The sequence below is a fragment of the Streptomyces sp. NPDC055189 genome (genome assembly GCF_053606765.1).
Genome location: NZ_JBSGSG010000033.1, coordinates 50,990 through 76,197, shown reverse-complemented (window position 1 = coordinate 76,197; position 25,208 = coordinate 50,990). Strand labels below are relative to the sequence as shown.

25 protein-coding genes and 1 tRNA gene are annotated in these 25,208 nt (G+C 68.0%); 12 read left to right on the top strand and 14 right to left on the bottom strand.

The window, feature by feature from the left end:
- Nucleotides 1–80 precede the first annotated feature (80 nt).
- From ACWFR3_RS23515 to ACWFR3_RS23505, 3 genes are all read left to right on the top strand, one after another.
- Nucleotides 81–1,550, top strand: coding sequence for an FG-GAP repeat protein (locus tag ACWFR3_RS23515; protein WP_453736574.1), 1,470 nt, complete (start codon nucleotides 81–83; stop codon nucleotides 1,548–1,550).
- 165 nt (nucleotides 1,551–1,715) lie between these two features.
- The gene (locus tag ACWFR3_RS23510) at nucleotides 1,716–3,206 is read left to right on the top strand and encodes an FG-GAP-like repeat-containing protein (RefSeq protein WP_453736573.1); all 1,491 of its coding nucleotides are present in this window, start codon (nucleotides 1,716–1,718) and stop codon (nucleotides 3,204–3,206) included.
- A 174-nt stretch (nucleotides 3,207–3,380) separates the two neighbouring features.
- Nucleotides 3,381–4,406 carry a Yip1 family protein gene (locus tag ACWFR3_RS23505; RefSeq protein ID WP_453736572.1) on the top strand — a complete coding sequence of 342 codons (1,026 nt, stop codon included), beginning with the start codon at nucleotides 3,381–3,383 and terminating at the stop codon, nucleotides 4,404–4,406.
- Nucleotides 4,407–4,477: 71 nt separating this feature from the next.
- Here ACWFR3_RS23505 and ACWFR3_RS23500 read toward each other — a convergent pair whose 3' ends face one another.
- Nucleotides 4,478–4,975, bottom strand: coding sequence for a phosphoribosyltransferase (locus ACWFR3_RS23500; RefSeq protein ID WP_453736571.1), 498 nt, complete (start codon nucleotides 4,973–4,975; stop codon nucleotides 4,478–4,480).
- A gap of 8 nt (nucleotides 4,976–4,983) precedes the next feature.
- Nucleotides 4,984–5,559, bottom strand: a complete 576-nt coding sequence (gene dcd / locus ACWFR3_RS23495; RefSeq protein ID WP_453736570.1) for a dCTP deaminase — start codon at nucleotides 5,557–5,559, stop codon at nucleotides 4,984–4,986.
- Nucleotides 5,560–6,087: 528 nt separating this feature from the next.
- On the opposite strand from dcd, the gene ACWFR3_RS23490 reads away from it, so the two are divergent.
- Together ACWFR3_RS23490 and ACWFR3_RS23485 are read left to right on the top strand one after the other, a co-directional pair.
- Nucleotides 6,088–6,161, top strand: a tRNA-Gly gene (locus ACWFR3_RS23490).
- A 218-nt stretch (nucleotides 6,162–6,379) separates the two neighbouring features.
- On the top strand, nucleotides 6,380–6,916 hold the full coding sequence (locus ACWFR3_RS23485) for a Uma2 family endonuclease (RefSeq protein WP_453736569.1): 537 nt from the start codon (nucleotides 6,380–6,382) through the stop codon (nucleotides 6,914–6,916).
- 671 nt (nucleotides 6,917–7,587) lie between these two features.
- Here ACWFR3_RS23485 and ACWFR3_RS23480 read toward each other — a convergent pair.
- Together ACWFR3_RS23480 and ACWFR3_RS23475 are read right to left on the bottom strand one after the other, a co-directional pair.
- Entirely contained in the window at nucleotides 7,588–8,475 is an 888-nt protein-coding gene (locus ACWFR3_RS23480) for a hypothetical protein (RefSeq protein ID WP_453736568.1), read from the bottom strand.
- A 41-nt stretch (nucleotides 8,476–8,516) separates the two neighbouring features.
- Nucleotides 8,517–9,677, bottom strand: a complete 1,161-nt coding sequence (locus tag ACWFR3_RS23475) for an AAA family ATPase (RefSeq protein WP_453736567.1) — start codon at nucleotides 9,675–9,677, stop codon at nucleotides 8,517–8,519.
- Between the two features lie 635 nt (nucleotides 9,678–10,312).
- On the opposite strand from ACWFR3_RS23475, the gene ACWFR3_RS23470 reads away from it, so the two are divergent.
- A complete protein-coding gene (locus tag ACWFR3_RS23470) occupies nucleotides 10,313–11,353 on the top strand; it encodes a hypothetical protein (protein ID WP_453736566.1) in 1,041 nt (346 codons plus the stop codon).
- Nucleotides 11,354–11,413: 60 nt separating this feature from the next.
- On the opposite strand, the gene ACWFR3_RS23465 is transcribed toward ACWFR3_RS23470, so the two are convergent.
- Nucleotides 11,414–11,860 carry a PIN domain-containing protein gene (locus ACWFR3_RS23465; RefSeq protein WP_453736565.1) on the bottom strand — a complete coding sequence of 149 codons (447 nt, stop codon included), beginning with the start codon at nucleotides 11,858–11,860 and terminating at the stop codon, nucleotides 11,414–11,416.
- Entirely contained in the window at nucleotides 11,857–12,111 is a 255-nt protein-coding gene (locus tag ACWFR3_RS23460; protein ID WP_453736564.1) for a ribbon-helix-helix domain-containing protein, read from the bottom strand. Before ACWFR3_RS23460 ends, ACWFR3_RS23465 begins: the two co-directional genes overlap by 4 nt.
- A 393-nt stretch (nucleotides 12,112–12,504) precedes the next feature.
- Between ACWFR3_RS23460 and ACWFR3_RS23455 the strand changes: the two genes are divergently transcribed.
- Nucleotides 12,505–13,137 carry a DUF4232 domain-containing protein gene (locus ACWFR3_RS23455; RefSeq protein WP_453736563.1) on the top strand — a complete coding sequence of 211 codons (633 nt, stop codon included), beginning with the start codon at nucleotides 12,505–12,507 and terminating at the stop codon, nucleotides 13,135–13,137.
- Between the two features lie 46 nt (nucleotides 13,138–13,183).
- On the opposite strand, the gene ACWFR3_RS23450 is transcribed toward ACWFR3_RS23455, so the two are convergent.
- The 3 genes from ACWFR3_RS23450 to ACWFR3_RS23440 are packed head-to-tail and all read right to left on the bottom strand — an operon-like array spanning nucleotide 13,184 to nucleotide 16,742.
- Nucleotides 13,184–13,504, bottom strand: coding sequence for an SCO4225 family membrane protein (locus tag ACWFR3_RS23450; RefSeq protein ID WP_453736562.1), 321 nt, complete (start codon nucleotides 13,502–13,504; stop codon nucleotides 13,184–13,186).
- Between the two features lie 45 nt (nucleotides 13,505–13,549).
- The gene (locus ACWFR3_RS23445; protein WP_453736561.1) at nucleotides 13,550–14,269 is read right to left on the bottom strand and encodes a response regulator; all 720 of its coding nucleotides are present in this window, start codon (nucleotides 14,267–14,269) and stop codon (nucleotides 13,550–13,552) included.
- Between the two features lie 4 nt (nucleotides 14,270–14,273).
- The gene (locus tag ACWFR3_RS23440; RefSeq protein ID WP_453736560.1) at nucleotides 14,274–16,742 is read right to left on the bottom strand and encodes a sensor histidine kinase; all 2,469 of its coding nucleotides are present in this window, start codon (nucleotides 16,740–16,742) and stop codon (nucleotides 14,274–14,276) included.
- A gap of 206 nt (nucleotides 16,743–16,948) precedes the next feature.
- On the opposite strand from ACWFR3_RS23440, the gene ACWFR3_RS23435 reads away from it, so the two are divergent.
- Nucleotides 16,949–17,470, top strand: a complete 522-nt coding sequence (locus tag ACWFR3_RS23435) for a DUF5707 domain-containing protein (protein ID WP_453736559.1) — start codon at nucleotides 16,949–16,951, stop codon at nucleotides 17,468–17,470.
- Here ACWFR3_RS23435 and ACWFR3_RS23430 read toward each other — a convergent pair.
- Entirely contained in the window at nucleotides 17,460–18,155 is a 696-nt protein-coding gene (locus ACWFR3_RS23430; protein WP_453736558.1) for a TetR/AcrR family transcriptional regulator, read from the bottom strand. The two genes, ACWFR3_RS23435 and ACWFR3_RS23430, sit on opposite strands and share 11 nt — an antisense overlap.
- Nucleotides 18,156–18,456: 301 nt before the next feature.
- Here ACWFR3_RS23430 and ACWFR3_RS23425 point away from each other — a divergent pair, with 301 nt between their 5' ends.
- The 3 genes from ACWFR3_RS23425 to ACWFR3_RS23415 all read left to right on the top strand — a co-directional run bounded on the left by ACWFR3_RS23425 (nucleotide 18,457) and on the right by ACWFR3_RS23415 (nucleotide 21,339).
- Nucleotides 18,457–20,394, top strand: a complete 1,938-nt coding sequence (locus tag ACWFR3_RS23425) for a YncE family protein (RefSeq protein WP_453736557.1) — start codon at nucleotides 18,457–18,459, stop codon at nucleotides 20,392–20,394.
- A 43-nt stretch (nucleotides 20,395–20,437) separates the two neighbouring features.
- Nucleotides 20,438–20,803, top strand: coding sequence for a PH domain-containing protein (locus ACWFR3_RS23420; protein WP_361190664.1), 366 nt, complete (start codon nucleotides 20,438–20,440; stop codon nucleotides 20,801–20,803).
- A 110-nt stretch (nucleotides 20,804–20,913) separates the two neighbouring features.
- Entirely contained in the window at nucleotides 20,914–21,339 is a 426-nt protein-coding gene (locus ACWFR3_RS23415) for a MarR family winged helix-turn-helix transcriptional regulator (protein WP_453736582.1), read from the top strand.
- A gap of 24 nt (nucleotides 21,340–21,363) precedes the next feature.
- On the opposite strand, the gene ACWFR3_RS23410 is transcribed toward ACWFR3_RS23415, so the two are convergent.
- Both ACWFR3_RS23410 and ACWFR3_RS23405 read right to left on the bottom strand, forming a co-directional pair.
- A complete protein-coding gene (locus ACWFR3_RS23410) occupies nucleotides 21,364–22,470 on the bottom strand; it encodes an NAD(P)/FAD-dependent oxidoreductase (RefSeq protein WP_453736556.1) in 1,107 nt (368 codons plus the stop codon).
- Between the two features lie 103 nt (nucleotides 22,471–22,573).
- Nucleotides 22,574–22,957 carry a nuclear transport factor 2 family protein gene (locus tag ACWFR3_RS23405; protein WP_453736555.1) on the bottom strand — a complete coding sequence of 128 codons (384 nt, stop codon included), beginning with the start codon at nucleotides 22,955–22,957 and terminating at the stop codon, nucleotides 22,574–22,576.
- A 222-nt stretch (nucleotides 22,958–23,179) separates the two neighbouring features.
- Here ACWFR3_RS23405 and ACWFR3_RS23400 point away from each other — a divergent pair, with 222 nt between their 5' ends.
- On the top strand, nucleotides 23,180–24,115 hold the full coding sequence (locus ACWFR3_RS23400) for an SGNH/GDSL hydrolase family protein (protein WP_453736554.1): 936 nt from the start codon (nucleotides 23,180–23,182) through the stop codon (nucleotides 24,113–24,115).
- Nucleotides 24,116–24,118: 3 nt separating this feature from the next.
- Here the strand turns inward: ACWFR3_RS23400 and ACWFR3_RS23395 are convergent, their stop codons facing one another.
- Together ACWFR3_RS23395 and ACWFR3_RS23390 are read right to left on the bottom strand one after the other, a co-directional pair.
- The gene (locus ACWFR3_RS23395; RefSeq protein WP_453736553.1) at nucleotides 24,119–24,397 is read right to left on the bottom strand and encodes a DUF397 domain-containing protein; all 279 of its coding nucleotides are present in this window, start codon (nucleotides 24,395–24,397) and stop codon (nucleotides 24,119–24,121) included.
- A complete protein-coding gene (locus ACWFR3_RS23390; protein ID WP_453736552.1) occupies nucleotides 24,357–25,205 on the bottom strand; it encodes a helix-turn-helix domain-containing protein in 849 nt (282 codons plus the stop codon). The genes ACWFR3_RS23395 and ACWFR3_RS23390 overlap by 41 nt, the downstream gene beginning before the upstream one ends.
- Nucleotides 25,206–25,208: the final 3 nt, after the last annotated feature.

Here is a 25,208-nt window from a genome sequence, read left to right as displayed (position 1 = left end):
AGCCCCCCTCGACCCGCGCAACACCACCCCCACCCCCCACCCAAACAGCACCCATAACGAACACCGCCCAAGGAGCACGCATGCCCAAGCACAAGCGCCCCACCCCCCACAGACCCGGCCGCCTGGCCACGGCAACGGCCGCCGCCGTGGCCCTCACAGGCGGACTCCTCACCCTCACGGCAACCTCCGCGACGGCGGCCCCCGCAGCCACCCAGCCGGACGACGCCGACTTCAACGGCGACGGCGCGGCCGACCTCGCCACCTCCGCCCCGCACGCCAACGTGGGCGGCAAGGACAAGGCGGGCCAGGTAGTCGTCACATACGGCGGCACCACGCAGCGCCACGTCACCTACAGCCAGAACAGCGCGGGCGTACCCGGCACCGCCGAGAAGAGCGACTTCTTCGGCGGCGACACCGCGTACGGGGACTTCGACGGCGACGGCTACGACGACCTCGCCGTCGGCGCCCCCGGCGAGGACGTCGGCAGCGACGTGGACGGCGGCACGGTCCAGGTCCTGTGGGGCTCCCCCAGCGGCCTCTCCGGCGGCTCCACGATCACGGACCCGCGCCCCACCAAGCACGACCACTTCGGCGGCCCCCTCCAGGCGGGTGACTTCGACGGCGACGGCAAGGACGACCTCGCCGTCGCCGCGTCGGGCGCCGCCACCATCGACATCTTCGACGGCGGCATCAAGCGCTCCGGCGCCACAGGCGGCCGCTACACCGTGCTCCCGCCCATCCACAGCGGCGACGGCTCGGGCCCCTTCAACCTGCACTCCGGGGACGTCAACGGCGACGGCAAGGACGACCTGCTCGTCAACGGCTTCTCCACCGCCGACGACTACAACGCCAACCTCTGGCTGCCCGGCAGCGCGAACGGCGTCACCACCAGCGGCGTCCAGCGCCTGCCCGCCGGCCACATCACCGACGTGGGCGACACGGACGGCGACGGCTACGGCGACGTCATCATCGGCCTGACCTGGGACGAGGGCATCGACGGCGCCCACAAGGGCGGCACGGTGTACGTCGTCAAGGGCAACGCGAACGGCCCGTACGGCGAGAGCCGGGCCATCACCCAGGACACGGCGGGCATCCCGGGCGGCGGCGAGACGGGCGACTACTTCGGCAACGAGCTCGACCTCGGCGACGTCAACGGCGACGGCCACCTCGACCTGGTCGTGGGCACCCCGGGCGAGAACCTGGACGGGGTCGCCGACGCAGGCTCCATCACCGTCATCTACGGCGCGGCGGACGGCTCCGGCCTCTCCACCAAGGGCGCCACCCTGTACAGCCAGAACTCGCCCGGCGTCCCCAACACCAACGAGAAGAACGACTTCTTCGGGTCCGACGTCCACATCGACGACCTGAACGACGACGGCCGGGGCGACGTCTCCGTCGGAGCAACGGGCGAGAACGGCTCGAACGGCGCGTTCTACGTCCTGGGCGCCCGCACCGACGGCACCCTCACCGGCACGAGCGGCGTCTACACGTCGACGGTCGGCATCTCCGCCACGGGAACCGCGCGCCTAGGCAACAACTTCGCGGACTGAGCCCCCCGCCCACCCCAAACACCGGGCCCGCACCCCTCCGTGCGGGCCCGGCCCATCCATACGGACCCAGCCCACTCCACCGAACAGCCCCGGGCAGAAGCCGCCGGACACCTCCCCGCGCCCGTCCCCGAGTTGGCCCGCCCCCGTCCCCAGTTGGAGAGCCCAGTGCCCCTGCGCCCCCGCCCCCGCCTGCGCCCCCGCACCCTCGCCGCCACCGCGACCGCCCTGGCCGCCACCGGCCTCGCCCTCCCCTTCGCAGCCGGCGCGAGCGCCGCGCCCGCACCCGCACCCGCACCCTCAGCCGCTCCCCTCACCGCCGACTTCGACGGCGACGGTTACGAGGACCTCTTCGTCGGCGTGCCCAGCGGCACCGTCAACGGCAAGGCCAAGGCCGGGTACGTGAGTGTCGTGTTCGGCGGGGAGAACGGGCCGGGCTCGGACAGCGTCCGACGCATCACGCAGGCCACCGTCGAGGTGCCCGGCACCCCCGAGGCCGGTGACCGGTTCGGCGGGGCCGTCGTCGCCGCGCACGTGGACGACGACAAGTACGCCGACCTCGTGATCGGCGCTCCCGGCGAGGACATCGACGGCAAGACCGACGCCGGTTCCGTCACCGTCCTCTACGGCGCCGGCGACGGCTTCTCCGTGGCCAACACCGCTGCCCGCGGGGCGAAGTCGAAGGACGCGTACGGAAACGCCCTCGTCGCCGCCGACTTCACCGGTGACACGGACGTCGACCTCGCGATCGGCGGCAAGGACCAGATCGTCGCCAACTTCAACCCGCTGGCCGCCCGCACCGAGCCCGTCATGGGCGACCGCATGGGCGGTCGCGCCCCCGTCATGACAACCGGCGACTTCGACTCCGACGGCCGCCCCGAGCTCGCCGCCGCCTTCTACACCCAGAACCAGCCCTACACCCAGTCCCACGTCCAGCTCTTCCACTACAGCAAGGACGAGTACAAGTTCGGCCTGACCTGGAGCAGCGACAACAGCGCCGCGAACGCGCTGGCCGCCGGTGACTTCAACGGCGACGGCCGCGACGACCTCGCCCTCGGCAACTGCCGCGAGATCGCCGACGAGAACATCGACGACCCGTGCGGCCCCGAGGAGCTCGCCGAGGGCGGCGGCATCCACATCTACTACGGGAACGGCGACGGCCTCGAATGGGAGGGCCAGACCCTCAACCAGGACACCGCGGGCGTACCCGGTGTCGCCGAGAAGGGTGACGACTTCGGCAACGCGCTCGCCGCCGCGGACATCGACGGCGACGGCAAGGACGACCTGATCGCGGGCGCCCCCGGCGAGGCCATCGGCAGCGCGGCCCGCGCGGGCGCCGTCACCGTCCTCAAGGGCGGCGCGAAGGGAATCCTGGACGCGGACGGCGCGGCGAGCGCGGTCTCGTACCAGCAGAACTCACCCGGAATCCCGGGCACTGCCGAGGCGGGCGACCTCTTCGGCGCGGCCCTCGCCTTCGGTGATCACAACGGCGACGGCGTCCCTGACCTGTCCGTCGCGGCGCCCGGCGAGAACTCCGCCGCGGGCGGCGTATGGGACCTGCCCGGCGCCAGGGCAGGCGGCTCCGTCGTCACTCCGAACTCCCTGGGCCTGCCCGCCTCTTCGGACCCGGAGGCGTACGGGGCGGTGCTGGGGAAGTAGCAGCCGGTCATCCTGGCACCACAGATGCTCCCGGGGGCGGAGGGCCGGGGGGGGGCCGAGGGCCGGGGGAAAACCCCTCAGGGTCCCCCTAAGGGTTGTCACAGGTCAGCGGCAAAGCCGCTCTCCTCCCGAGGAGGGACGCCCCGGGCCCTCCAGACCAGGTACGTTCGATTCGTGGCTGGATTCAGGATCGGACGCGGCCGGGACAACCGCACCCCGCAAGCACGCCCCCAACAACGACCGCGGCAGGAGCCGTACGGACAGCAGGCCCCCCGGGGCCAGCAGCCGCCGTACGGCTACCCTCAGCCGCCCTCCCAGCAGTACGGCGGTCAGCCGCCGTACGGCCAGGGCCAGGGTGGTGGCCAGGGCGGTGGTCAGGGTGGTGGCCAAGGCGGTGGCCAGGGCGGTTACGGCGGGCAGCAGTGGCCGCAGGCCGGCGGCCACCAGGGCAACCACGGCGAGCCGGAGTACTTCGGCGGCGGCCACGGAGGCCAGGGGCACGGGGGTCACGGGGGTCACGGAGGCCAGGGCGGCCAGGGCGGCGGCTTCGATCCGTACGCCGCCAACAACCCCGGTCACACCCAGGCCTTCTCCGTGGGTGAGGACCCGTACAACCACGGCGACACCTACCGCGCGGGCCAGGCACCCGCGCCCGTGGGCCCGCGCCTGCACTGGAAGGACCTCCTGCGCGGCATCGTCGTGAGCCCGGGGCCGACCTTCCTGCAGATGCGGGACTACGCGATGTGGGGCCCGGCCGTCATCGTGACGTTCCTCTACGGCCTGCTCGCGATCTTCGGCTTCGACGGCGCCCGCGAGGACGCCATCAACGCCACGATCTCCACGGCCGTCCCGTACGTCCTGACGACCGCCATCGCGATCACCGTCAGTGCCTTCGTCCTCGGCGTGGTCACCCACACCCTCGCCCGCCAGCTCGGCGGCGACGGCGCCTGGCAGCCGACGGTCGGCCTCTCCATGCTGATCATGTCGATCACGGACGCGCCCCGCGTGGTCGTCGCGATGTTCCTCGGCGGCGGCCAGACCTTCGTCCAGCTGCTCGGCTGGGTGACCTGGGTCGCGGCGGGCGCGCTGCTCACGGCGATGGTGAGCAAGTCGCACGACCTGCCGTGGCCGAAGGCGCTGGCAGCGGCGTCGATCCAGCTGCTCGCGCTGCTCTCCATCATCAAGCTGGGCACGTTCTAGCAACGTGTGAAACGGAGGCGGGCCCCGACGGAAGCAATCCGCCGGGGCCCGCCTCGTGCATGACCGACTGCTCAGGCGTCGAGAACCTGCCCGGCGCGCTTCACGACGGGCGCCTCGACGCTCCACGGGAAGTTGATCCAGTCGTCGGTGCGCTTCCAGACGTACTCGCACTTGACGAGCGACTGCGACTTCTCATAAATGACGGCGCTGCGGACCTCGGCCACGTGGTCGAGGCAGAAGTCGTGCACGAGCTTCAGCGTCTTGCCGGTGTCGGCGACGTCATCGGCGATGAGCACCTTCTTGTCGGTGAAATCGATGACGTTCGGCACGGGCGCCAGCATGACCGGCATCTCCAGGGTCGTGCCGACCCCCGTGTAGAACTCCACGTTCACCAGGTGGATGTTCTTGCAGTCGAGCGCGTACGCGAGCCCGCCCGCGACGAAGACGCCACCGCGGGCGATGGAGATGATGATGTCGGGCTGGTAGCCGTCATCGGCGATGGCCTGCGCGAGCTCGCGCACCGCGCCGCCGAACTTCTCGTACGTAAGGTTCTCGCGCACGTCACTCATGCTGGATGTCACACCTGGGTCCGATGGAAATTGAGGAAGGAACGGGAGGCGGTCGGCCCGCGCTGCCCTTGGTAACGCGATCCGTACCGCTCCGAGCCGTAAGGCGCCTCGGCGGCCGAACTCAGCCGGAACAGACACAGCTGCCCGATCTTCATTCCGGGCCACAGCTTGATGGGCAGCGTCGCGAGATTCGACAGCTCGAGCGTGACGTGCCCGGAGAAGCCGGGGTCGATGAAGCCGGCCGTGGAATGTGTCACAAGCCCGAGTCGCCCCAGGCTGGACTTGCCCTCGAGCCTGCTGGCGAGGTCGTCGGGCAGGCTGATGACCTCGTGGGTCGACGCCAGCACGAACTCGCCGGGGTGCAGGATGAACGGCTCGTCGCCCTCGGGCTCGACGAGCCGCGTCAGGTCGGCCTGCTCCACGGAGGGGTCGATGTGGGGGTAGCGGTGGTTCTCGAACACCCGGAAGTAGCGGTCGAGCCGCACATCGATGCTTGAGGGCTGCACCATGGATTCGTCGTACGGATCAATCCGTACTCGTCCGGCGTCGATCTCGGCCCGGATGTCCTTGTCTGAGAGAAGCACGCACCGAGGATACGCAGAGCGCGCGGGCCCGCCCCAATCGGACGTCCCCGCGCGCTGCGGTTCTCTGCTTTCCCGGCGTTTCTTGTGTTCCCCCTGCTACCGCTTCTGCTCCGCGACCGGCACGGCATGCCGCAATCGGGCGCAGCGCGGACAGCGGATGAGGCGACCGGGTCCGAGCCGGTCGGCCTTCTGCATCGGGAACGAAGCAGTGCTGAACACGTGCCCTTCGGCACATCGGACGACGGTGCGCTCCATCAAGTCCTCGAGTCCCTTCCCCAAAGCCGTAGTTGAGCTCGTGGCTCGCCGCATTGTGCTCGCGGGCGAGGCGACGACAAGAGGCCACATTACGGGACGAATAGGGCGCCCCTCCAGGCGGCACTCCGGCTCTTCACGGTACGCCCCAACTCCCGCGCCCCGCTGACCCATCCACGCCCCGGACAGCACGCAGACCCCGGAGGCAAAAGCGCCCGGGGCCTGGGATGAGGTAGAGTGTGCGACGTTACGACACCGCCACAGACGGTGTTTTTCGCGGGTGTAGTTTAGTGGTAGAACATCAGCTTCCCAAGCTGAGAGTGCGAGTTCGATTCTCGTCACCCGCTCCATAGAAATCCCCAGATCAAAGATCTGGGGATTTTGTGTTGTCTGGCGCACCTGCAGAGACCAGCCGGGGGCGGGTGGCCGAGCCGTTACGGCAAGCCCACCCGCCGCGTCCGACATGTCTGCGGCGTGGGGACAGTTACGGTGAGCACAGCGGGATCGGGCCCGCCGCACAGTGTCCGGGAGGCGTGTCATGACTGCCGAGATGATGGCCCGGGCATAGATGCACGAACAGATCACGGCGGAGGAGTACGAGTCGTGGTCCGGGGAGCAGTGCGCCGGCATCGAGATCGTGGACGGAATGGTCGTCGTTAGTCCCAGCGCGTCCAAGCGGCACGCTCGGCTGGCCCGACTCCTGGCGAACGAGCTGGACTCCGCAGCCGGCCCGGACTGGAACGCCGATACTGATTTCGACGTTCGGCTGCAGGACGTCCCGCTCACCAATCGCCGCCCCGACGTCATCGTCTACCGCGCGGACACGATCGACATCACGCCCACCCGGCCCGAGCACGTACTACTCGTGGTCGAGGTGGTGTCACCGGGCTCGGAGACCACCGACCGAATCGTGAAGGTGGATCAGTACGCCAGGGCCGGGATCGGCTTCTACTGGCGGATCGAGCAGGCCGCGAGGGGCACACCGTTGGTCTACACGTACCTACTCGATCCCGCGACGAGGACGTACCGAGAAGGGGACGTGTTCACCGGCACCCTGAAGATCACCGCCCCCTTCGCAGCGGAGATCGACCTCGGCCAGATCTGAACCGGCCGTAAGGCAGCCAGAGGGACCGCTTTCGAATCTCGCGCCCCACTCGGCAGAAAACCCCCGGGTCATGGACCCTGGGGTTCTTTGTTGCCCGGCTGCGTCAGGAGAGTTGGCGGCGCATGCACTGCGCGGGCGTCTCCTCGCGAGCCTTGCGGCATTCGGCACCCTCGCCCCACACGCCCTCGCCGAGCCCACCGACCACGTCACGCCGGCCTCACCGAATCGACACCGCCGATCCACCCCACACGTCATCCACTTCCACGCCAGGATCCAGGAGCAGACTGAGTTACAACTTTCTCTACTGTTTCAAGGCGGCTCGCTTCGCTCCCCGCGCGCGGCCCGGCTCCCCGGGCCGCCGCTCCTGTCTCCGCCCCGCTCCGGCCCGGTCCACCAGGCCGCGCGACAAGAGCTGGCGGCCAACTGACCTCAGAGAATGGGTACATCGTGGCTGGGGCGGTCGGCTCCACGGCTTTACGCAGCCACTTTGGGGCGAGCCTCTAAGATCATGGCCCCAACGTCGTGCTTTAACGGGCAGGTCCACAGACTGCCCGACTCGCCGGAAGCTTAAGGGGCCATGATCACTCGCCCCAAAGCAGCTCCAGCCCAAAGCCGCTACGCCGCCCGCGAAGCTGCTACCACTCGCCATTGCCGGGCCACAAGAAAACGCGCTAGATCAGCGCTTCCAAGCGATCCCTGTAGTAGTTAGCCCAATTTTCCCTGAAGTCGCAAGCCGCTAGGTAGTCTCGCGCTACTGAATCTGTGAAACTTCCGTAATGCACCGGCGCCGATCCGAAGTAATCCTTCACCCGATAGGTCAGGTAGGAGGAAAGCCACTTACCTTTCAGTAAGCGATAACCACTACCTTTGGAATAACAGGAATTAATTCTGCCCCGGACACGTGCCGATATGGCATTGAATTCTACCGGCGTGCGGCGCGTAGATGCGACAACCTTCGCCTCAGCAGCCGCCAGCTTGATCGGCTCTACAGCTCCATACTTTGGAATATTAACCCATGACTCTCTGCGAAATCCGACGTCGCAGCCCGATCCAGCCGCTTTAGCCAAGGTGCAAAGTGTTATCCACTCCCTCCACGCGTTCGCAAGGTCCTTTATCCAATCGTTCAAATCAGTTGCAAGTAGGCTTGCTGAGCTTGCGTCCAGCGAGAGAGCCCCCGCCAAGGCCACTTCATCTTTTCCGTGAACAAAAGCCTCCGATTCGACATCAAACATGTCCGTGTAAATGACATGCGGCGATCTTCTTTTTCCTCCAGACACGTCGTCATTATCTCGGTCGACCATGAAGGAAATTGCGTGTTTCCCGCTTGATGAAGTGACACTTAGCTTCCCACTCGCTTTGAAGTAGTCAAAGTGGGCGAGAACAGCCTTCTTGCCACCAGCGGCGACTCCTGTGGCGTCGTCCTTTAGTTGTTCAGCTAGCCAGACCTGATAACCAGCGGCCTCGATCCAACTACTACTGCCACAGACGCAATCGTAGAATCGTGCGTCTAGATCTTTCCCTTCGACTATCACAAACAAGGAATACTGCGAGATCTGCACGCGGCGCGCAAACGCAGATCTGCTGTATGAAAGCCTGCGACTCATAGTTCGTGGATCATCCTGTCCGGGAGTTCGGCCATGATTTCTGGAGAATGCGTAGCAAGGATTAGTTGCGTTCTCGGATTGATCGTACGCATCGCATTAACCAATCGGTGCTGCCAGTCGACATGCATCGAAATCTCCGGCTCATCCACGATCACAGAGTTGGGTCCAGCAGCCAAACACTCAACCAGAAGTCGAATGACCTGCTTCTGGCCGCTCGAAAGAGCCTCCAGGGGTACCTCATCATCCCCCTGTTTAATTTTTAGATACCTCCCTTCAAAGTCGACTCGCATTCGCCCCATGAATAGATCGTGAATTAGGCGTTCTACTGCCTGTTTCGGTTCTTGAGCATTTTCCACTTCTTGCTGAACTTCTACGATTTCTGCAACCACCTCGCGCATCAATGCATTGGCCAGGAAGTTCTCCGAGAAGCTTTCATAATTACCAACTCTGAGATGAAGGTTTTGATCCTGGAAGAAGTCTTTCACTGCCACGTAGGCAGCCTCGACGTCAATGTCTGTTAGATCTGTTCGCGTTTTGCGCGGCGAGAGCGACCTTGTAATTACTGACCCCGCAATTGCGGCAAGGCCATTCTGCTGAGCGCGACGAATCTGCATTAGCTCGCGAGTGTTATAGTCCTGCCAAATTGCCTGAATCTGGCGCGCGAACATCCGGTCATAAGCCACCTCATCTAGGATATCTCCAGGGCTACCGACTCGCATTCTGGGGCTGTCACTCAGGCGCAGAATAGACAAATAGCTGTGCCGCAACCCGCGCCCAGTAAAATCAGCTGGCTTAGTACTCCAACGCATTTTCTCTGCTTGATCTATAAGCCTTTCCCCAACCTGTCGATCATGCAATTCATAGTCATCGAACAAGGTCTCTGGGGGTTCAATTTGAATATTTTTCGCCTTAGGGTTTCTAATCCTCCGCTCGATCTCCCTACTCCCAGTCTGGATCTTCACAACCGCCCAGTCGAAAGGAACACGCACGAGGATAGATGCCTCACCTAGCAGCGCACTGTGCAAGATCTTGAGCATCGACGTCTTTCCGCTGCCGTTCAGCCCCCAAAAGACGTTCACATCAGGCTGCAGGGAATGGCTGATAACCTCTGACCGCCCAGCGAGGCCAGCGATCTCAAAACTCACGATGCTCGACATGGCCAGTCACCTACCTTCCAGAAGAGACTTCATCGCAGAACTATAAATCTTCTACAGGGTCTGATCACGGATTCTCCGAAAATTCTTCGAACTGTGCCCTGGGGAGACTTGTACCGCTCTCCGGTCACTGCGCAGCGCCTTCCCGGGGGTCCAGTGGCACACCGCAGGAGGGCACTCTCGCAACACCCTTCTGGCATTCCGTCAGCGTCGATACACCCGTCAGCTACACCCGGCGAGCCAGGTGCCACCACATCGAGCCCGGACGAGCTCGGTGAGCGTGAGCGCAGCCGTCAGGGTGTAGGGAGGGGCTTCTATTGAAGCTTCCTACTGACAAGGTCCGCACCACAACCGCACCAGATCTCGCGGGGAACAGCGGGGAATCACGGTGAGATGAGTCAAGCCCAGCAAGGCTGCACCAAGACCGATCCCCCAGGTCAGCGCCCAAGCCAGGCCTAAAAGATCGCAGCTTCCCAAGCTGATCGTGTGAGTTCGATTCTCGTCACCCGCTCCATAGTTGCGGCCCAGGTCAGCAATCTGGGTCTCTCGTCGGCAGGAGCCTGTTCGCGAGCTGGTGTGCAGGGGTTTGTGGGCGCACGATGCAGTAACAGAGCTGCAGTCAAAGTGGGAGTGGGGCCATGCCCGATTCCGTGCGTACCAATAGATACGAGGGCCTCTGTGCCCGATGCGGCCGGACGGTGGCGGCCGAAGCCGGCGTTAGATTGCAGAGCCTGTGGGGATACCCGGTGATCTATCACCCGGCGCATGTACCAGAGACGGACGCCCGGGGGGTGACGTCGGACGCCTCAGCCATGCGACCGAACCAGCGGGAAGAGCAGTGTCAGGTCTGCGGGGTCGTGGTTCGGGCGGGACTCGGAGTGCTGGTGCGCAGTCGATTCGACGGGTGGCGGGTCTACCACCCCGAGCACCTGCTGGAACCGGCCCCACCGCGTCGCGGCCGTCATCAGGGCTGGCATCAACGCCTTCTCATGGCCGTGGACATCGAAACGACGGGGAACCGATACAACATCGACCGTGTCATTGGCGCGGCGGTGCTCACCTCTGACGGGACAACCAGATCGTGGCTGATAGATCCTGGACCAGGCCCTCTGTCGATCGCCCCGTACAAGGGCCATGGCATCACCCTGAGGCACGCGCGTACCCATGGGACTCCGGCGGCGCTGGCGCTGAACGACATCGCCACCGTAATGGTCCGCCACTTGCTGGCCAAGGAGCCCCTGGTTGTCTGGCACGCGCCCTTTGTGCTGACCACCCTCGAAGCCGAACTGCTGCGACACGGGCTTGCAGCGCTGAGTGACCGCGCCCCCAAGGGCCTGTTCCCTATTTGCGATCCGCTCGTCCTGGACCGTCATGCCGATCAGTTTCGCCCCGGTGGACGGGCCCTACAGAGCGTCACCAAGTGGTACGGCATTCCGCACTGCTGTCCCAGCCGCGCGGCATCCGACGCCGAAGCCTCACTGGTACTCGCTCAGGTCATCGGATCCTGCTTCCCGTCCATAGGCCGACTGTCCCGGCCGGCTCTGCATCGCGAACAGGTTCGCTGGCACGAGCAGTATGTGCGGGAGGCCGAGGCTCGGCATCCCGATAAGGACAGAGACACGGCTTGGCCCCTTGGCTCAGTTGAACCACTGCCGTGGGCCGATCACGATTCCGTGTAGTCGTCGGGTGGGAGGTCGGACTGAGTATCTGTCCAGTGCGGCGCTCTGCCCGCCGCCGCGTCAGAGCAGCAGGAGATCGTCGGGCAGGACCCGGAATGCCTTGTGGCGGCCGAGAGGGCGTACGGCGCGGAAGTCTCGGCGGTCGAGGGTGAGGATCGCGTCCGTGTCGTAGTCGGCGGCCAGGGCTACGTTCACCGCGTCGGCGAGGTCCAGGTCCAGGGAGTTGTAGCGCGCGCGGACGGACTGGGCCACATTCAGGTGGTCTTCCGTGATCTCCGGCGCCACGATCCGGCCCCGGCGCATCCAGTGCCGGATGTCGTCGACCGCGCTGAAGGCCGCCTCCCGGCCCAGTTCGCGCGTCGCGACGTGGTCGAGTTCGGCGAGCAAGAGCGGGGACATGACGAGAAGGCCCGCGGCCAGGATCGCCTCGTTCGACGCGCCGTGCTCCGGGTGAGTGGAGTCAAGGGCGGCCAGCAGGCCCGATGTGTCGGCGATGACGATGATCACGCGGCCGAGTCCGTCTCACGTCGTACAGCGTCGGCGACCGTGTCACGGGTCTGGGCCTTGGACGGTGTGCGGCCGCGTCCCTCGAAAGTCCGCGAGAACAGCGGCTCGTCCCAGACCCGGTTCGCCATGGCCGCAAGGTGGATGCCCTGCCGGATGATCTCGGCCTCGCTTATGCCCCTGCGCTTGGCGGCTTCCTTGATGATCGCCAGGTCCTCGGGGTCGGCGTACACGTTGGTCCGCTTCATAGACATGTACCAAGCATAGTCCATGTACCAGGCGAGGGGACGGCCACTGTCCGGCTTGGACTTCCGCCACGTGAGTCTGCGGATGCAAATCAATGCAAGGGGCATCCGGTTACGGGACTGTCCCAGGGGGTGGCGGGCCGGTGGGCCAGGACGTGGGGTGCGGGAACCAGTTTCGTAGCGGGTGCTGGTGGTTATTTAGGGTGCCAACAGAGGGTTTGTGGGGTGTGGTGGGCGGCGCTCAAGCGTTGGTTGTGGTGTCGGATTCTGCGATTGCTTGTAACAGGCACGTATTAGCGGGTGGGTTAGTGGAACGTTTCCTACCGGCAAGTGGGTCCTCTTGATCAGTAACGCTCGCTCGTGCCGGACCACCGTCGGCACCGACCCCGCAAGGAAGAAACGATGCGCGCCAAGAAGATGACCCTCGCCGCCCTGGTCCTCACCGCCGGTCTCTCGCTCACCGCCTGCCAGGGGGGCAGCGACTCCAGTGCCAGTGGTGCCGAGAAAGACTCCGGGGCCTCCTCTTCCTCTTCCTCCTCGTCGTCGTCTTCTTCCTCTTCCTCGGGCTCCGGCTCCGGCTCCGGTGGTGAGAACGCCTCGAACAGCAGCGGCAGCGGCAGTGGTGGTGGGCAGGTCACCACCGGTAACTGCAAGACCGCCAACCTTGAGTTCGGTACCGCCCACGGCATGGGTGAGGGCGATCTCATAGTCAGTCTCAAGAACAAGAGCGACACCTGCTCGCTCAAGGGCTTCCCCGGCGTCGACCTGCGGTCCGAGGACGCCTCCGGGCCGCTCAGCGCCGAGCGCAGCAAGGTCTCCGCCCCGGCTGTCGTCCTCAACACCGGTGAGACGACCCGCTTCACCCTGCACACCCCGCCGAAGGAGGACGACGGCGAGGACGGCGTCTACGTCAGCGCCATCGACGTCACCCCGCCGAACGAGACCCACTCCAAGTCCCTGTCGACCGACCTCAACCTCCCGGTCGGCGCCGACGGCGAGGTCTTCGTGGACCCCGTCGGCACCGGCAAGCAGTGAGTAGTCAGTAGTCAGTAGTCAGCCGACAGTCATGGGGGCTTCCGGCCTATTCCTTCCTGCCCCTCCGTAGCGCCCTCGCGCACCAACTGATGATCGCCGCGTTCACCAGTGCCCCTGCTGCGACCGCGACGATCACCATCGCGGCGCCGTCCGGGAGTATGAGGAGTACGAAGCTTGCCGGGGCCGTGGCGAGCAGGGGGATTACTCCCGCCATGGACTCGTCCGTGCTGTCGCTCGCCGTCACCACCAGTGCCCACACCAGCAGCGCGGCGCAGACCGCCAGGTAGGACAGGGCGAGGGTGGCGCCGGCCGTGGGGCGGCGGCGGAAGGTGCGGCGGACGGTACGGCGGTTGGGGCCGGCGGACATGGTGGCCTCCTCCTTTGCAGTCGTCGTGGTGCGTGCGCGGGGCCGTCAGAGGTGCGTGCCCGGTGGGTTCGGGTGGGTCAGGCCCAGGTCGTACGCGAGGATCGTGGCCTGCACTCGGTCGCGCAGGCCGAGTTTGCGCAGGAGTGCGTTCACGTGGGATTTCACCGTGCCGACGGTGATGCCGAGGTCCTCGGCGATCTCCGCGTTGTTGAGGCCGGACGCGAGCAGCGTGAGTACGTTGCGCTGGCTGCCGGTCAGGGTGTCCAGGTTCTGGGGGCCGCTGCTGCCGGGACGGGCGGCTCCCGACGCGTAGTGGCCGATCAGTTTGCGGGTCGCCGACGGGGCGAGCACGCTCTCGCCCGCCGCCACCACCCGGATGCCCTGGAGCAGTTCGGCCGCGTGCACGTCCTTGAGCAAGAACCCCGAGGCTCCCGCCCGCAGCGCGTCGAAGACGTACGCGTCCAGGTCGAAGGTGGTCAGGACCAGGACCCTGGGCGCGGCTTCCCGGCCCGTACTCGTGCCCGCGCCCGTGCCCGTGCCCGTGCCCGTGCCCGTGATGATCCGGGTGGCGGCGATTCCGTCCAGCTCGGGCATCCGTACGTCCATGACGACCACGTCGGGCGCCAGGTCCGCCGCGAGCCGCACCGCTTCGACGCCGTCGGCCGCCTCGCCGACCACCGTCATGTCGTCCTCGGCGTCGATCACGGCGGCGAATCCCGCCCGCACGATGCCCTGGTCGTCGACCACCAGCACTCTCAGGCTCATCGACTCATCGTCGCCTTTCCTCGTCGGGCGCCGCGAGCGGCAGGCTCAGGCGGACCGTGCCCGCCGAGATCCTGGTCAGGGTGCCCTCCAGCGCCTCGACCCGGACGGCCAGAACGGCCAGCCGCTCCCGTACGGCAGAGACCGCGGAACTCCGCACTCCGGTGGCCGTCAGCGTCAACGTATCCCCGTCCGAGTCCAGTTCGAGCACGGCGGGGTCATCGCCGCCGGCGGCCAGGAGTGCTTCGGCGGCGTTGTAGGCCGCCAGGTCCACGGCCGTGGGGAGGTGGTCCGGCACTCGGGCCGTCACGCGGATCTCCACGTCGCGGCCCGTCGCCCGGACCTGGTGGGCGAGGAGGTCCAGGGCCTGGACGGTGGGCTGCGGGCGCCTGTCGACGGCCGGTGGCCCGCCCTCCCGCTCGCCCTCGCGGAGCTCGCCCTCGCGGAGCTCGCCCTCCCGGACCGTGTCGAGGAGCGCCCGCATCGCCGCCAGCGCGTCGCGGGCCCGTTCGGCCGTCTCCTCCAGCCTGCCCGCCTCCGCCTCCGTGACCATGTCCGCGGTGCGCGCGAGGACCGTGGTCTCCAGGCCCGCGGCGATCCGGCGCCGCTCGGCCCACGCGTCCCGAACGGCCTCCTCGGTCCAGGCCGCGAGGCGTTCCTCCTGTACGTCCTTGGCGGCCATGTCACGTCGGCGGGCCCGGATTCCGCACCAGCGGGCCGCGCCCACCGCCAGGGCCGCCCCGGCCGTCGCCCACGCGGCGACCGCCCACGCGGGGGCCGTCGTGCCCCGGTCCAGGACGGCGGCCGTCGCGGACCCCGCGTGCACCAACACGGCCGCGAGCGCGACCACGCGTACGTCGACGTCACGAAGGCCACGACCGTCACGAAGGCCATGAGCGTCACGAACGCCACGAACGCCACGACCCGTGCCCGTGCTCATGCCCGTGCTCATGCCCGCGGCCAGCGCCGCGCAGGTGGCGAGCATGCTCAGGGCAGGCGGCAGTACCGCGGACCCGGTGTAGTCGCCCGCCGCCATCGCCACCGGCCACAGCGGAGCCAGCGCGAGCAGGACCCCGAGGGCCGTACGCGGCGCGCGGCGCAGCCACAGCAGTGCGACCGCCTGCGCCGCCGCGAGGAGCGCGAAGAGCACGCCCGCGGACACGTGCGACGCGGGCGCGTTCGACGCCTCGTCGGCCCTGATCACCAGGGCCGGGAGCAACGGTTGCAGGACGAGGCCGGTCGCCGCCGTCAGCTGCGCCAGGCGGTAGTTCCGCGTCGCTGACCGTTCCACCGGCGCCGCGGTCCGGCCGGGCAGGACCGCACGCACCTCCCAGCCGCCCTCCGCCGTCGGTCCGCTGTGCAGCGTGCCGCCCGCCTCACGGGCCCGGGACCGCAGGAACCCTTGGCCGCGTCCACCGCCCAGACCGGCGCCGTGGGCCCGCGCCGCCGATCCGGACCGCGCGGGCGCGCTGGTGACGACCACGTCCGTACGGGTCTCGCCGTACCGGCACAGCACCTTCGTGCGCGCACCAGGAGCGTGCCGTGCCACGTTGGTCAGCGCCTCGCGGACGATTCCGTACGCCGCGTCCGCGACGGCGCCGTCCGGCAGCGGGCCGGTCTCCGGGGCCACCGGCTGGTCCAGGTCCACCTCCTGGTCGAGTCTGCGGAAGCCCGCGACCAGGCCCCGCAGCCGGTCCTCCGGCGACGGAAGCTCCTCCCGCGAGGGCGCGGGGGCTCGCACCGCCCCCAGCGCCCGGCTGACCTCACGGCCGGCACTGACCGCGAACTCCGCCGCCTCCACCGCCAGTTCGGGCCGCCGCTCACGCAACCCGACCGCCGCCCCCACCGTGACCACCACGGCCGTCAGGTGATGGGCGCTCACGTCGTGCAGCTCACGCTCCATCCGTCGCCGCTCGACCGCCGGGAGCCGGTGGCGCTCGGCCTCGGCCCGCTTCAGCCGTTCCTCGGCGGCCTGACGTGCGCGGTTCCTCCGCCGTACGAGAAGACCGGCCCCGCATGCGGCCGCGTAGAGCAGCGCTGTCAGTACGAGGTCGAGTCCGCCGGGGTCGCTGATGCCGTGCAGGGTGATGTCCTGGAAGAGCTGCCAGACGGCGAGCGCCACCACGCACAGCACGGCCGTGAAGGTGTCGCGCCGCGTCGCCACGGTGAACAGGGCGAGCGCGACGCCCGCGGTACCGAGCACCGCCGTCGCCCCCGGAGGCAGCGGCCCGGCACCCAGCGCGCAGGCGGCGGCGACCACGACGAGGGCGGCCACCGGGCGGGTACGGCGGAGGGCGAGCGCGGCGGTCGCCACTCCCGCGACCAGGGCGGCCACCAGCAGCGCGGGCCCGGACGGCAGGACCCCGGACGACAGGTCCCCGCGCACCAGCGCCGCACCGGGCCACACCACGGCCTGGGCGCAGAGCAGCAGGGCCGGGAGCAGCCGGTCGCCTTTTCCACGGATGAGTCGATACATGACGGATCAAGGCTAGGTCCGCAGGTGAGCGGCCCGGCTCCGGCTGGAGGCCGAGGTCATACCCCCGCCTCTCTATCTCTGGTTCGAGACGGCAATCGTCCGGCAGCCCGAGGCTGCGGCGGGCGGCCCGCCATAGCGTTGATCACATCGAGAAACCCACCCCACCGCACCCCACTCCACCCCACACCACTCCAGGAGGCACACCCATGTCCAAGCCCCAGTCCGAGTCCGGCTCCCAGCCCCAGCCTCAGCCCCAGTCCAAGACCACGCGCATCGTCGTCTCGTCCCTCATCGGCGCAGTCGTCGTCGGCGGAATCGCCGCCGGTGGGATAGCCATGGCCTCGGACTCGACCCCTGCGGCCGCCCCGACCCTGGAGAACGGCTCGGCCCGCTACACCGCCCCCGCGTCGGACGGCGGCGCGGGCTCGCTCGCCTTCACGGCGGATGTGAGCGACGACTCGGGCATCCGGGATCTCAAGGTCCTCGCCTGGCCCGCGAGTTCGAAGCTCGACCCGACAGAGGCGGAGCTCCGGGAAGCGGAGAGCGCCACCTGCCGAAGCACCACGGCCACGGGCGGGACATCGCGTTGCACCTACACCCTGAAGGTCACCAAGGCGGAGGCGGCCGACCTGGCGCAGGGCACCTGGTACGTCTCGGCGCGGGCTGTGGCCAAGGACGGCGACACGAAGTTCGTGCCCCGCGCGGCCACCTTCGAGGTCACCCGCTGACGTTGCGGGACGCGCGGTGTGGGCCCAACTCCGTCAGTACCTCACCCAGTCCCGCCGCCGTCAGAGCCGGGCCCGGCAGCTCCGGCGTCCCCGGTGCGGCCCGCAGGCCGTCGAGGAACAGGGCCAGGGGACGGCGCCACGCGTCAGGAGTCGTCGCGGCGGTCGCCGTGGTGAGGGCCGGGACCGCGCGGCCGAGGGCCGCGAGTGCGAACAGGACGTCCTCGGTGGTGGCGTCGGCGCGGACCGCGCCCTGTTCGCGGCCCCGGCTCAGCAGGATGTCCATCGTCTCGCGGTTGTGTGCGTGGACGGCCTGGAGCGCGTCGATGCCCTCCAGGTTGGTGGTCATGAGGTCGTTGGTGCCGCGGTCGGCGGCCAGCGTGACGAAGACGGCCCGCAGATAGTCGTTCAGCGCGACCCATGCGTCCGGCTCGGTCCTGGCCTGCTCGCCCGCGGTCATCGTGCCGGTGAGCAGGTCGTGGAAGACGGCGTTGATGAGGGCGGCGCGGGTGGGGAAGTTCCGGTAGAGCGTCGCGTTCCCCACGCCCGCCCGGCGGGCGATCACGTCCAGCGGCGCTTCGAGCCCCTGCTCGGCGAACTCCGCGCGGGCCGCCTCCACCAGAAGCTCCCAGTTCCGCCGCGCGTCACGCCGCCGCGGGGGCGTCGGGCGGTTCGCTTCACCGGTCATCGCCACTCTCCACCCACATTGACCCACGCATTGACCCAAGCGGGGAGCACTCCCCGATAGTGATGCTAGCGCCAGAGACGACAGCGGAACCGACAACGGGATCGGTAACGGAGCCGCCAGCGCAGCCGACAGCAGGCCGCCCGCGGGGAAACCCCCTCCCCATTTGTCCCCGCCATGCCATACGCTGCCCCCCAGCAGCCGCGCCCCGCGCGTTACCGCACTTCAGCGGTCATGTCCGGGTGTCGCGCGGCGCTCTCATCTCCCGGCCATCCACCGGGATTCTTTGTGGGGGTACAACACTGTGCGTACGCGCACCCTTTCGACCGCGACAGCTCTCGCGGTTCTCTTCAGTTCGGCGGCCCTGACGGTCGTCACCGCCGGGTCCGCTTCGGCCGCCACCGCCGTCGTCGCTTCACCGGGGGGCCTGGTCGCGGACGGCGAGCTCAAGCGGGTCTTCGTCGGTGACCGTACGGCCGGCAAGGTTCTCGCCGCCGATTACTCCGGCGCCCTCGTCGACTCGGTCAGCGGGGTCAAGGGGGTCACCGATCTCGCGCTGTCCGCCGACGGCTCCACCCTGTACGCGGCCGCGGAGGACACACACGAGATCGTCGCTCTCGACGCGGCCACTCTCGACGTCAAGAACCGCTACGCCGTCGACACCACCCACGGCCCGACCCATGTCGCCTTCGCCGGCGGCAAAGTCTGGTTCACGTACGGCGATCAGTGGGACGGCGACCTCGGCTCGGTCGATCCCGTGGACGGCTCGGTGGCCCTCGGGTTGTTCCCGCAGCCGCATCCCGGCATCCACGATGCGGGTCTGCTCGACACCGACCCGTCCTCGCCCGGCCTGCTCGCCGTCGGCGAGACCGGCCTGTCCACGGACTCGATGGCCGTCGTCGACGTCTCCGGCAGCACTCCGCAGCTGACCGCCTGGCACAACGGCGACTACTCGCTGAACGACGGCATCAGCGACATCGACCTCGTCCCCGGCGCCTCACAGGTCCTGGTCAACGGCACCCAGCGCGACGCCTACGCCGACGGGAAGTTCAAGGCCGCGGGCGTCTATCCCGCCGGGCACCGCGCCGACATCGCACCCAACGGGCTCGTCGCGCAGGCCAAGGGCGCCAAGGTGTCGGTCTACCGACCCGACACCGCCGCGCCGATCCGTACGTACGACACCGGCATGGCCAACATGATCGGCGCGGCCGATCTGGCCTGGGCCCCGGACTCCTCGCGGATCTTCGCGATCGCCGAGTCCGGCAGCGGCTACACCCTCAAGGTCCTCACCGACCCGACCCTCAACGTCCCGGCCCTGACGGTGAACGCCCCCTCCACCGCCACCCGCGCCAAGAAGCTCACCGTGACGGGGAAGATCACCGCGTCCGTGCCGCTGCCGGGCGGCACCAAGCTCCAGGTCACCCGCACCGACGTGGAGAGCCCCGACGGCAAGGCCCTGCCCGCCGTCACCGTCGAGGCGGACGGCAACTACAGCTTCACCGACACCCCGCCCGCCGGCGGCAAGGTGACGTACAAGGTCGCGTACGCGGGCGACGCCACGCACGCGAAGGTCAGCGCCTCGGACAAGGTCGACGTCTCCCGCACCAAGGCGACGCTGACGGTGAACAAGAACGGCAACGTCTACGGCTACGGCGCCGACGTCTCCTTCACCGCGCACCTCGGCTCGACGTACAAGAACCGCACGGTCGAGATCTGGGCCAACCCCTACGGCGGCGACAAGCCGAACAAGCTGGTGAAGACCGGCAAGGTCAACTCCAGCGGCAACATCTCCGCCACCGTCGACATGAAGCGCGACACGGTCGTCACCGCGGTCTACAAGGGCGATGCCCGCACCGCGGCCAAGACGGCGAAGTCCACGGCGTACGCCAAGGTCAAGATCTCCACCTCCGTCTCCAAGCACTACAAGAAGGCGAAGATCGGCTCGACGTCGTACTACTGGTTCCACAAGAACGCCGACCCGGTCCTGACCACGACCATGAGCTACTACGAGGGCCGCAAGCAGCGCTTCGACCTCCAGGTCTACTCGGGCGGCACGTGGCACTCCGCCGACTCCGAGTACTTCCGGCTCGGCACGAGCGGCAAGTCGGCCATCACCCTGAAGGGGCCGGGCCAGTCCGGCATCAAGGCGCGGATGCGTTCCGCGTACGTCAACGGCTCGTCCGGCGACAACGTGAACTCGACGACCTACGGCGCCTGGAAGTACCTGTACTGGTCCAACTAGTCTCGTCCGGAGATCCACACATTCCGTTAATGGGGGGTTTCTCATGGCGCTGTTCGGAAACGCGCACACGATCAATCCGGCGACCGCGCAGCAGGACTACGCGCGCCTGCTGGGCCACGGCGAGCAGGTGCAGGCGGCGTTCCTGCTGATCCGCGACACCATGCTCTTCACCGACCGCCGTCTCGTCCTCGTCGACAAGCAGGGGATAACCGGCAAGAAGGTCGAGTACCACTCGGTCCCGTACCGCAGCATCACGCATTTCTCGGTGGAGACCGCCGGGCACTTCGACCTGGACGCCGAGCTCAAGATCTGGATCTCCGGAACCCACGAGCCGATCCAGAAGACCTTCACCAAGGGCGTCGACATCTACGAGGTGCAGGCGATCCTTACGCAGTACGTGGCTCGCTGAGCAAACGGGAACACGAACCCCAGCAGTAGTTCGTAGTGCGAATGTCCGCTCTTCCTTTGCTGCCTTATTCTGGGCCGATGGGTAATACCGAGGCTGCCGAGGAAGAGCGGATGGGGGTCGCCGCCGCGCTGGTGCGTTCCTCGTTCCTGGTGAACGCCGTGTACGCCGAGTCGGCCAGGGAGTTCGGACTGACCGCCCAGCAGGGGCAGTTGCTCTGCGTACTGATGGGCCAGGCGTACGGCATGAGCGAGCTCGGCGCGGTCCTCGGACTCGCCAAATCGAGCCTCACCGGCCTGGTCGACCGCAGCGCCCAGCACGGCCTGGTCCGGCGCGAGCCGGACCCGCGGGACGGGCGGGCCGTGCAGGTCGTGCTCACCGCCAAGGGCAGCAACCTCGCCGACGAGTTCTACGCGGAGACCTGCCGCCGGATCGACCGGCTGCCCGCGGGCTTCGGCGACACAGATCGCGCGAAGCTCGCGGAGCTGCTCAGCCGGGTCGTGCGGGACAACAAGGTGCCCGTGGTCTTCGCCGACTAGCCCGGCCATAGCCATACGAGCGGGTCATGTCGTGCCGAACAGCTCCGCGAAGCGGCCCGTCAGGAGGTCCGTCCCCTTGTACTCGCTGACCGCCTCCGCGGGCAGCACCGTCGCCCCGTCGGGCGCTCCCATCTGGCCGATGCCGCCCTTCGGGCCCAGCGGGACCAGGATCGAGGGGTGGGGCGCCGGCCGGTACACGGCGGCCGGGCGCTCGCCGCGCACCCGGGCGCGGATGTTCTCCGCGATCACGTCGGCGTGCTTCATCGCGTTCGCCGCCATCTTGGCCTCGGCGAGGTCCGTGAGGTCACCGAGCGCGTAGATGTTGCTGTGGCCCTCGACGTTGAGCGACTCCGTCACCCTCACCTGGCCCTGCGGGGTGCGGGCGGCTGCCAGCGTCCCGCCGAGATAGTCGCCGTTGAGGCTCACTCCGTAGCAGCGGAACCAGATGTCGGCTGTGATCTCTCCCCCAGGCTCCCTCGTGGCGACGGTGAAGTTCTTCGTCTCGCCCGGCTGCGTCGGCGGCTCCTCCACCAGTCCCGTTCCCAGTCGTACGGTCACGCCCAACTCGGCCAACTGCCGGTGCAGTTCCGTACGTACCTCGGGCAGGAAACCCGGCATCAGCTGCTCGGCCGGATCGACGATCGTCACGTGCTTGTCCGGCCAGACCGCCGCTATCTCACCCGCGAGCTCCAGGCCGACCGGTCCCGCGCCGAGCAGCAACACCCGTTCGGCGCGGTCGAGTTCGCCGTGCGTGGCCCGCAGCTTCTCCAGCGCCTCGCTGGTCACGTCGGTGTCCGGCTTGGCGGGGAAGGGGTAGCCGGATCCCGACGCCAGGACCACGTAATCGGCGTCGATCCGCGCCCCCGAGGCGAGGATGACGCCCTCGCCGTCCACCGAGGCCGCCCGCTCGCGCACGACCCTGCCGCGCCGCAGCAGCTTGTCGTACGGGAAGAACATGTTGCCCGCCCAGTCCGGCTGGACCAGGGCCCGCAGCGATCCGGCCGCGTGCACGAACGCGTCCTTGGGCTCGACGAGCACTACATCGGTCTCCGCATCCAGGGCCTTGGCCACGGCGGAACCTCCGTAGCCTCCGCCGATGACAGCGACAGTACGAGTGACGGTACGAGTCATGACGTCCACTCCCATCCCAGCAATCAAGAAAGTAGTTCGCCCCACGAACAATATTAGTTCGTGGGGCGAACTTCAATCATGAATCCGGGAGCGGCGCGTCCGCTCAGGCCGTCGGCACGCGGTCCAGGAACCCGTGGACGGTACGGATCCGGCCGTCGTCGGCCAGCGTGATCACGTCGAATCCGGCGACGGGCGCGGACCCGTCCGCGGGCGACACGAGCTCCCACCCGAAGCGCGCGATGTCGTGGTGCCCGTCGACAGTGCCGAGTTGACGGAACTCGAACCCCGGGAACTGTTCGTGGGCTCCCTTGATCACGGCGGCGAGGGACGCGTGCCCGGAGACGTCGGCCAGCGGGTCCGTGTAGCTGCCGTCCTCGGTCCAGGCGGCGGCCACGGCCTTGTCGATGTTGTCGGCGCCCTCCACGTTCCAGGCCTCGAAGTAGCGGGCGACGGCGGTCTCGTACGCGGCGGTGTCGTGTGCGGTCATGGCGGGTCAGCCTCCTGTGAGGTGGTTGTTTCGTCGTGCCGGGGCGATGCCCCAAGACTGCCGAGTGGCCGCGCGGGGGTCGATTACGTCCGGGGTAATGCGGGTCGACTGCGGGTCGCTGGCGGTCCGGAAGCGTTCCCCGTGTCTTCTCACGCGGGTGCGTCTGTGCTTGCCTTAGGGCCCTTTGGGGGCTCTTTCGGTCGGCTGGACGGGAGTTGGGGTATGCGCAGGGCGTGGGTGGGCGGGGTGCTGGCCGCTGTGCTGCTCCTCGGGGCGTGCGGAGACCCCGGGTCGGACGGGGGCGAGCCTGCGGCCGCCCCGAAAGCGCCGGCCGCGGACCGCACCCCGGCTCCGCGCGACGCCCCCACCGGGTCGCCGTCGTCGACGACCCGGCAGCGTGTCGCAGAAAAGTCCCGCACAAAAGCCCCAAAAGTGCTCTATCTCGGGGACTCTCTTGCAATGGAGAACCAGACCGTCCTCGGCGACCAGCTCCGCGCCGAGCTCGGTGCCCGCTACACCAGCGCGCCCTACTCCGGCACCACCCTCTGCGACTACCTCGACGGCACCGGCAAGGACTCCCTCGTCCCCGACAAGGACAAGGCCGCCGCGCTGGTGCGCGAGCAGCGGCCCGACTACGTGGTGCTCCAGTTCTGGGGCAACGCGTGGGGCTATACGCCGTGCATGGACGGCATCACGTACGACAAGGCGCCCGCCAAGTACTTCGACCGGTACACCGCCGACGCGAAGGAGCTTGCCTCGCAGATCCGCGGCGCGGGCGGGTCGAGCCCGCCGCGCATCGTGTGGGTGCTGCAAGGCCCCGACCCGATCACGCCGGATCGCGTACGGCGCGTCAACGGCATCTACGAGGCGCAGGCCCGGGCCGCGGGCGGGATCGTCGCCGACGCGGGCCGCGCGGTCGCACCGGCGTCGGGCCGGCACACCTGGGTGGAGAAACTGCCGTGCACGTCGTACGAACGTGAGCACCCGGCGTACTGCACGGAGCCGGGCCGGGGTCGCACGGCGCTGCATCGCGGCGACGACTATCTGCACTTCTGCCTGGCGCCCACCACGGCCAAGTCCCGGCCCTGCCCGGCTCGTTCGCCGGGTATCCGGCGGATGGCCGCCGAGATCACCAAGGCTGTGGGGGCGGTGTCCTAGCGGCTACTTCAGGGTGTTGTTCGCTGCGGCTGCCACGAAGGTCGCGAAGGCGCGGGGGGTTGTGGTGAGGGCGGGGCCTTCGGGGTTTTTGCTGTCGCGGAGGGCTATGGCTCCTTCGCCGGGGGCGAATTCGATGCATTCGCCGCCGGTGTTGCCGCTGTACGTCGACTTACGCCATGCCGTGCCGTTGAGGGGGGCGCATTCGATGCATTCGCCGCCGCTGCTTCCGCTGTAGGACGACTTACGCCACCGCGCGCCCGTCAGGTCCTGGCTGGTCCCCATAACGTTCCTCCATCACGCGAGCGATCAGCGTGGCTGACTTCTCCCGCGAGAGGGCCGCGCCTTGCAGGCGAGCGTAGCCGAGCGAACGCTCCCAGATGACTTGCGGGTTGGCAGTCATGTGACCTGAGTCGTAGCTCTCCGAGTAGAACAAGTCGGGATCGCTCTCGAAGCGCAGAAGAGTGAACGACCCCATTACGGCTGCGTGTTGCCCAATGGAGAACGGCAGCACCTGGAGGTGCAGCCAAGGGCTGTCCCGGAAGGCCAACAAATGGTCGAGTTGCTCTCGCATGACCTCGTGACCCCCGATCTCACGGTGCAGCACTGCCTCGTCGAGGACGACGAACAGGGCAGGTGGACGCCCCCGCCCCAAGATCCGTTGCCGTTCCATACGCGCTGCCAGCAGCTCATCGAGCCGGTCCTGGTGCTCCACACCGAGAACCGCCCGCGCATAGCCTTCCGTCTGCAGGAGCCCGTAGACCAGTTGGCACTGATAGGCGGAGATGAACGTTGCCTTCGCCTCCATCTCGGCGAACGCCTGAAACCACGTAGGCAGCTGGCTCTTCAGCACCAACCCCACCAACCGCGAAAACACCCCGCCAGTCCCCAGCGCCGCATCCACGCGCTCGGAGAAATCCCTGGTCGGTACCTTCCTCGCCGTCTCGATCTGGCCCACCAGCGAGGCCGTACAGAAGATGCAGCCGCCCAGCTGGCCCTGGCTGAGGCCCGCCGCCTCGCGCAGGCGGCGGAGTTCTGCGCCGTAGTAGTCCAGCGGCGACGCGCTGGGGTCGAGGTCGCGGATGTTGACCATGCG